Origin of the sequence: uncultured Pseudoalteromonas sp. (assembly GCF_963922945.1) — a bacterium.
Lineage (GTDB): Bacteria > Pseudomonadota > Gammaproteobacteria > Enterobacterales > Alteromonadaceae > Pseudoalteromonas.
Map to the genome: position 1 here is coordinate 1 of NZ_CAWUKC010000122.1, position 7,402 is coordinate 7,402.

A 7,402-nucleotide genomic window follows, 5' to 3' on the forward strand; every position below is an offset into this window, starting at 1 on the left:
TAAACCAATACAATCACAAAGAGGTGAAGAGGCGCTTCGCTTTAGAGAAGTAACTAGCATCTTGCGCGAGCAAGCTTCGCGCCTACAACCTTCACTCCTCATTTTTTCTCTTTGTGCAATACATCATTTGAGTAATGAGAAGCTGCGCTTCTAACGTGAGCAAGCTCAACGTCTACAATGTTAACATTAGCGTTTAAAGTATAAATCGATAGCTTTGGTGAGGAGTTCGTCGAGCTGTTCTTCGAAGGTATCTATATCAATGTCAAAATGATTTAAATATACCTTTGCTTGCACTCGCGACAGGTTGCGGTTTGTTACGCTGTATTGGCGCTCATCTTTTTGTTTATCAAAACGAGGTAAAAACAAAAACTGTGCATAATACGGGGATTTAATATGCTTGTTAGCATAACGACAAAAATCTTCTATGTGATCTGCGCCCTGCGGCCCTAAACACCCTGGCTCAACACGGTACATTAAGCGAATTTTTTTATCGTCAGCTAACTGCATGGTATGCCTTTTTTTTATCTAAAAAATAATACGCGAATTATTTTTCCATCTTTTATTTGGTAGCTCGAAACAAGCTCAGAGCGTTTATCGACTACGTTTTCGTCTTTTGAGCAGGTTTCTGATAGCTCATGATCTATTACTATGTCGCCATGTACAATACGCTTTATAGGCGAGCTATTGATACATTTTAATTTTTTAAACATTAAACCATAACGCGCTATGAGTTTTTCTTTGCCTTTAAATAGTAGCTCATTAGGAAAAATATAAAACTCTACATCTTCATCGTACATACGAATAAATTGTTCAATATTACGCGTGTTGTAGGCCTCAACGAGTTGCTCTACCACAGCGAGTGACTCACGCGATTGTTTAGCTTTAGCTTGTTGTTTAGCTGTTAGCGCTTCTTTTGCTTGTGTTACCGCTTTTTCAGCTTCGGCAACGGCAGCTGCTTTTTCTTGCTCGGTTTTTGGTTTTTCTACCGGTTTTGGGGTTTCGTTACCTAGTACTTTTGAATCATCGGGCTTAGTGTTATCTACCTGTGGCGTTTTAAGTGTGGGGGCCTGATACTCAAGCGTATTTAATTTGTCGTCTTTTGCTTTTGTTGATGAATCACTCGCTTGAGAAGAGCGCTGAGCCTGCTCTGTACTTTTTTGCTCTTGCTGTGTTTCTTCGACTTGCTCTGCTGCATAGCTGATCAGAGCAACCGTAGCAATAAGCGAGGCAAAAATAATAGATAACGATTTCATAATTTTCCTAATATGAACATATAGCGCTGTTAATCCTGAAACATAACAAATTTTCACGTTTTTAGGTAGTTTTAACATTTCTTTAAGACATAAAAAAAGCCGCATAAAATGCGGCTTTGGGGGTTTAGTCTCACTTCACTTTGGGCGTGTCTCCAAAACTTAGTGAATACGTTACCAAGGAACTGTTTTATAAATTACTTAGATAGATTCTAATGCAATTTTTACCATTTCGTTGAACGTGCTTTGACGCTCATCGGCTGGTGTTGCTTCACCGGTGATCACGTGGTCGCTTACCGTGAATAATGCCATTGCATTGGCACCGTATTCTGCTGCTACACCGTATAAACCAGCTGTTTCCATATCTACGGCTAATACACCTAGTTTGTCTAGGTCTTTGTAGAATGTGTCGTCAGCTTGGTAGAAGGTATCGGTAGTAAATACATTACCTACTTTTGCTTTAATGCCTAGCTCTTTAGCAGCATTTACGCCATTTAAAAGCAGATCAAAGTTAGCAATAGCAGAAAAGTCGTAACCACGAACACGAGCACGGTTTACATTTGAGTCTGTGCTTGCGCCTTGTGCAAAAATTACGTCGCGAATTTTGATATCTGTACCAATACCACCACAGGTACCAATACGAATAATATTTTTAACGCCAAAGCTTACAATTAACTCGCGCGCATAAATAGACATAGAAGGAATACCCATGCCTGAACCCATAATACTTACAGGTTTACCTTTGTATGTGCCTGTAAAGCCGTACATGTTGCGTACGCCTGTTACTTGTACAGCGTCATCAAGAAAGTTTTCAGCAATGTATTGTGCGCGAAGCGGGTCGCCTGGCATTAATACTGTTTCGGCGAAGTCACCAACGTTTGCACTAATATGCGGAGTACTCATTCATTGTTTTCCTTTTTATTTTGGCGCATTAAGCTTATTTAAAAAGCCTTCACCGTATTCAAGTGCAGGTAAGTTAAACCACTGTGCAAGGGTTTGGCCTATATCTGCAAAGCTATTGCGCTCACCAAGCGGGGTATTTTGCATACCTGGTTGATAAGCTATAACTGGTACATATTCGCGAGTGTGCTCAGAACCTGGAAAGGTTGGATCACAGCCGTGATCTGCAGTAATCATTAACACGTCATCTGCATTTAATTGGTTTAGTATAGTTGGTAAGTAGTCGTCAAACTCTTTTAATGCTTTTGCATAACCAACTGGGTTGCGACGGTGGCCAAACTTTTCATCAAAGTCGACTAAGTTAGTAAAAATTAGGCTGTTGTCTGGCGCAGTTGCAAGTACTTCGCTGCTTTTTTTAAGTAAATTCATAAGCCCCGGGGCTTTATGTTTTTGCGTAATACCTTGGTGTGCATATATATCTGCAATTTTACCAATGCTTATTACTTCTCCGCCGTGTTTTGATAATACGTCTAGCAACGTAGGTGATGGCGGCAGTACAGAATAATCTCGGCGATTACCTGTGCGTGCAAAGTCAGCACTGTTTGTGCCTAAAAATGGCCTAGCAATAACGCGACCTATATTGAGCTCGTCGAGTAATTCGCGGGCAATTTCACACACTTCGTAAAGACGCTCAAGCCCAAAAGACTCTTCGTGTGCGGCAATTTGAAACACGCTATCTGCTGAGGTGTAACAAATTGGTTTGCCTGATTTAACGTGTTCTTCGCCTAATTGCTCTAAAATAGTGGTGCCTGATGCATGGCAGTTGCCTAAAATGCCAGTTATACCGGTACGCGCTATAAATTCATTTACAAATTCTTGTGGAAAACTCGGCTGTGTTTTAGGGAAATATCCCCAGTCAAATAACACCGGCACACCGGCCATTTCCCAATGCCCTGATGGTGTGTCTTTACCGCTCGAAAGCTCTTTTGCATAACCCCATGCACCTTGTGATGCTTGACGTTCAGAAACTAAACAGGTTTCTCCACCGGCCGCTTCACATGCATCGATTAATCCTAATTTAGATAAATTAGGTAACGATAATGCATGCCCGGTTTCGTCGTGGTATGCTTTTAACAAGTGGGCAAGTGTATTTGCTCCAACATCACCAAATTTATCTGCATCGGGTGCTGCGCCTATACCTAGGCTGTCTGCCATTAAGATGATTGCTCTTGCCATGTTGACCTCACTTTGCTTCTAGGTGGTTACTTTATCCGCTGAATGAATTTTCCGTACAGGACATAAGTCCTGTTTCATTACAGCTAAACATTATAAATTTGCGTTCTTAAGCAAAGCAAAAGAGATTATTCGTGTCTTTTTTGCTATTGTGATCAACCAAACAACTTTTTCCTTTCTGTGTGGGTGAGAACTTTAGTGACACGAACTATTATAGCTATTGCTGGCGCGTCGGCGTCGGGCAAATCTCTTTTTAGCCAAACTATTTATAATGAGTTGGTTAATGAGCTTGAACCAGGCGCTATCGCCATTATTGAAGAAGATGCTTATTACAAGGATCAGTCGCATTTGCCTATGGAGCACCGTACGCAAACTAACTATGACCATCCTGATGCATTTGAACACGAGTTACTGCTTGAGCATTTAACTCAGCTTCGTAATGGTAACTCTGTCGAAGTACCTACTTATGATTATGCACAACACACACGAAGCGACGAAACTCGTCGCGTTGCTGCAGCTAAAATTTTAATAGTAGAAGGTATTTTATTACTAAGTGATAAAGCACTTAATAAAGAATTTGATATTAAGGTGTTTATAGATACACCCCTTGATATTTGCTTAATGCGTCGAATGCAAAGAGACATGGAAAAAAGAGGCAGAACATTACAATCTGTTGTTGAGCAATATCAAGCAACTGTTAGACCGATGTTTTATCAATTTATTGAGCCTTCAAAGCATAATGCTGATTTAGTTGTGACTCGAGGCGGGATGAACCGCGTTGCGATTGATATTATTAAAAGTAAAATTAAGTATTTACTACAAGAATAATAACGGGAAACATCTGTATGACAACATTAATGAGCTTAGTAGGCATGTTTGTGCTACTAAGCATTGCTTTTGCGGCATCGACTAATCGCAAAGCAATAAACTTACGCACCGTAGTAATAGCCTTTGCTATGCAGGTAGTTATAGGTGGGTTTGTACTGTTTTTTGAAGCCGGAAAAAACATATTGGCGAGTATGTCTAGTGCTGTTTCTTCGGTTATAAGTTTTGCAAATGATGGGATTGGGTTTTTATTTGGCCCTCTTGCGTCGCAAGATACTTTAGGTTTTATTTTTGCCATTCAGGTTTTACCTGTGATTGTGTTCTTCTCAGCACTGGTTGCTGTGCTTTATCACATAGGCATTATGGATTGGATAATTAAAATTTTAGGCGGTGGTTTACAAAAGCTTTTGAAAACCTCACGCACAGAATCGCTCTCAGCGACGGCTAATATATTTGTAGGCCAAACTGAAGCACCTTTAATTGTTAAGCCATTTATAGCAACCATGACTAAGTCTGAGTTATTTGCAGTCATGGTTGGTGGCTTAGCTACCGTAGCAGGCTCTGTAATGGCCGGATACGTTATTATTGGTGTAGAGCTTAAGTATTTAATTGCCGCCAGCTTTATGGCTGCACCAGGTGGGTTTTTAATGGCAAAAATGATTGTGCCAGAGACCGAAACACCTAAAGATACACTTGCTGAATTAGACAGTGATGAAGATAAGCCAGTAAATGTTATTGATGCAGCCGCATCAGGCGCAGCAAATGGCATGCATTTAGCGCTAAATGTGGGCGCTATGCTATTAGCTTTCGTAGCATTGATTGCATTATTAAATGGTTTACTAGGCGGTATTGGTGGTTGGTTTGATTACCCGACTTTAACGCTACAAGAAATTTTAGGTTATGTATTTGCCCCTGTTGCATGGTTACTTGGCGTACCTTGGGATGAAGCAATCATAGCCGGCAGTTTTATCGGTCAAAAGTTAGTTGTAAATGAATTTGTAGCTTACTTAGACTTTATAAATTATCGCGATACGTTAAGCGCACATACACAAGCAATTGTTACATTTGCATTGTGTGGGTTTGCTAATCTATCGTCGATAGCTATTTTACTAGGTGGATTAGGCGGTATGGCGCCTAGTCGGCGAAAGGATATCGCACGCTTAGGGCTCAGAGCAGTGTTAGCAGGATCTATGGCTAACCTTATGAGCGCAGCAATTGCTGGTTTTTTCCTCTCGCTAGCTTAGAAACTTATTGAGATGAACACCGGTGTTGCAAAACAAGAAGATAGTACTTTAAGGGGTTAAAGCACTATCTGACTTGAACGATACTTCACCAAGGGCCGCAAGGCCCTTTTATCGTTTTAGGGCCTCTATAAATATATTCCTCCCTTTAAAAACAACTTTCTCTTTCTTACCTTTAAGTACATATACGCACATGGTTTTTTATATTTCTGCGATAAATTTGTATTATTGAAAAGTGGTAAATTATCAATTTTAAGCCAAACTTAAGTTTATTAAATTTAACTCTCTGTTTTACTGATGTTATACCGTAAAACAGAATCTTTAATTAGCCGTTGTTGATAAGTCGATTTATATTAATGCGTAAACTTTTGTTAGTATTGTTGTTTGTTTTTTTTAGTAGCTACGCAAACACAGACCCTCTTTTAGTTGTCACAGAACTCTCGCCCCCCGATCAAATACTTGTTAATGGTGAAGTTGCTGGTAAAGGGACTGAGCTAATAAGGGCTATTTTTGCAAAGGCAAACCTGACTCCCAACATACAAATGTATCCATGGGCACGTGCATTTAGACTTGCCACTATGACCGAAAACACTTTTATTTACACTATAGCGCGCACTAAAGAGCGAGAAAATAACTTTTATTGGATTGGCCCGGTTTCGCATTTTGAGCTTGCCTTTGTTGCGCTTAAAGAACGTGACGACATAATTATTAACAATACTGAGGAGGCAAAAAAATACAAAATAGCGATGCAGCGTAACGACTTTTCTACTGATATATTAACCAATCTGGGTTTTGAGGTTGTGCTAACCACAGATATACAAAAATCGTATGCGTTATTGGTTGCCAAAAAAGTAGACTTAATTGTTGATGACCCCGAGCTAATAAATCAAATTAGTCAGTATTTACCCACCCCTAACGCTGAATTTAAAGCCATATATAATATAGAAGAACTCAAGGTAGATGCCTATTTAGCAGCAAATAAACACACAGATATACACTACATAAATGCGCTGCAACAAGCGTTTTATGAACTAAAGCACAACAAAGACAATCTTAAAAAAACGACTGTTCCGTAAGTTTTTTAATTTACAGCGTACTGCTTATTTTTGATGTTAATGGTGAGTATAAGGTGCCATAAATGAAATAAGACTGCGCTCCTGCTTGAGCTCTGTAAAAGCACGTTCAAAGCGCATTACAATGTGTAATGGCACTGCCTTGTTAAATGCTAAATAGTTATCTTTTAAATCGTCACTTACCGGTAACTCTGAAAGCTGCTCAACGTCTTCTATATTTACATTAAAGGATTTTAGCTGATTATATATAACCTGTTCAGAGCCTAAAATCAGATCTATTTTGTTGTTTAAAAATAGCTGTAAATAGTGCAGCTCTTCACCAAACATCATTAAGTTTTGCTCATTTATAAACCCTACCATTTCAACGAGAGATTGGTATATATCCCCTCTTACCATGCCTAGTGTATAGTTTGTCGTGTCGCTGAGGGCATGAACAGTCACATCTGATCGGCTTTTTAACTTATAAAAGTACGTTTTTGCGGTTGTCAAAGGACCAACCCAGTTAAAAAGAGGTGCTCGGTTAGTGTGTTGCGCTATTGAAAAGATAGCCGAGTAAGGTGTTTTATGAACTTGCGTAACTGCGCGTTTCCAGGGCACGACGACAAAGTCACACTCAACCTTTGCTTTTATGCACAATGCATTGACTATATCGTAGTTAGCCCCCACAAGTTGGCCGTGATCATTTATAAAGTTATACGGTGCAAAGTGATCTGTATAGATGACTAATTTAAATTGATTTGCATAGATTGACGAGCTTGCACTGAGGCACACAATAAGGAAGAAGAGCTTTAAAATAACCGTACCATGAACATAAATTTATATTACTAATACCAATCGACTTAAAAATTTGATCTAATATGCGTATTCAAACTTATTCTTT

8 protein-coding genes are annotated in these 7,402 nt (G+C 39.4%); 3 read left to right on the top strand and 5 right to left on the bottom strand.

What is annotated here, in order from left to right; translation table 11 throughout:
* Window positions 1–186: 186 nt before the first annotated feature.
* The 4 genes from AABI99_RS17040 to AABI99_RS17055 all read right to left on the bottom strand — a co-directional run bounded on the left by AABI99_RS17040 (window position 187) and on the right by AABI99_RS17055 (window position 3,386).
* Window positions 187–507 carry a hypothetical protein gene (locus AABI99_RS17040; protein WP_338367309.1) on the bottom strand — a complete coding sequence of 107 codons (321 nt, stop codon included), beginning with the start codon at window positions 505–507 and terminating at the stop codon, window positions 187–189.
* A 14-nt stretch (window positions 508–521) separates the two neighbouring features.
* Entirely contained in the window at window positions 522–1,253 is a 732-nt protein-coding gene (locus tag AABI99_RS17045) for a nuclear transport factor 2 family protein (protein ID WP_338367310.1), read from the bottom strand.
* Between the two features lie 198 nt (window positions 1,254–1,451).
* Complete coding sequence (gene deoD, locus AABI99_RS17050; RefSeq protein ID WP_055018945.1) at window positions 1,452–2,153, bottom strand: purine-nucleoside phosphorylase; 702 nt, start codon at window positions 2,151–2,153, stop codon at window positions 1,452–1,454.
* A 15-nt stretch (window positions 2,154–2,168) separates the two neighbouring features.
* On the bottom strand, window positions 2,169–3,386 hold the full coding sequence (locus AABI99_RS17055; RefSeq protein ID WP_338367316.1) for a phosphopentomutase: 1,218 nt from the start codon (window positions 3,384–3,386) through the stop codon (window positions 2,169–2,171).
* Window positions 3,387–3,581: 195 nt separating this feature from the next.
* Here AABI99_RS17055 and udk point away from each other — a divergent pair, with 195 nt between their 5' ends.
* The 3 genes from udk (at window position 3,582) to AABI99_RS17070 (ending at window position 6,525) form a co-directional block, all read left to right on the top strand.
* Window positions 3,582–4,211: a uridine kinase gene (gene udk / locus AABI99_RS17060; RefSeq protein ID WP_338367318.1), complete on the top strand. Its 630-nt coding sequence runs from the start codon at window positions 3,582–3,584 to the stop codon at window positions 4,209–4,211.
* Window positions 4,212–4,228: 17 nt separating this feature from the next.
* Window positions 4,229–5,452 (top strand): NupC/NupG family nucleoside CNT transporter, encoded by a 1,224-nt coding sequence (locus AABI99_RS17065; protein WP_338367319.1) that lies wholly within the window; start codon window positions 4,229–4,231, stop codon window positions 5,450–5,452.
* Between the two features lie 353 nt (window positions 5,453–5,805).
* Window positions 5,806–6,525, top strand: coding sequence for a transporter substrate-binding domain-containing protein (locus AABI99_RS17070; RefSeq protein ID WP_338367321.1), 720 nt, complete (start codon window positions 5,806–5,808; stop codon window positions 6,523–6,525).
* Between the two features lie 36 nt (window positions 6,526–6,561).
* Here the strand turns inward: AABI99_RS17070 and AABI99_RS17075 are convergent, their stop codons facing one another.
* Window positions 6,562–7,293 carry a transporter substrate-binding domain-containing protein gene (locus AABI99_RS17075; protein ID WP_338367323.1) on the bottom strand — a complete coding sequence of 244 codons (732 nt, stop codon included), beginning with the start codon at window positions 7,291–7,293 and terminating at the stop codon, window positions 6,562–6,564.
* Window positions 7,294–7,402 lie beyond the last annotated feature (109 nt).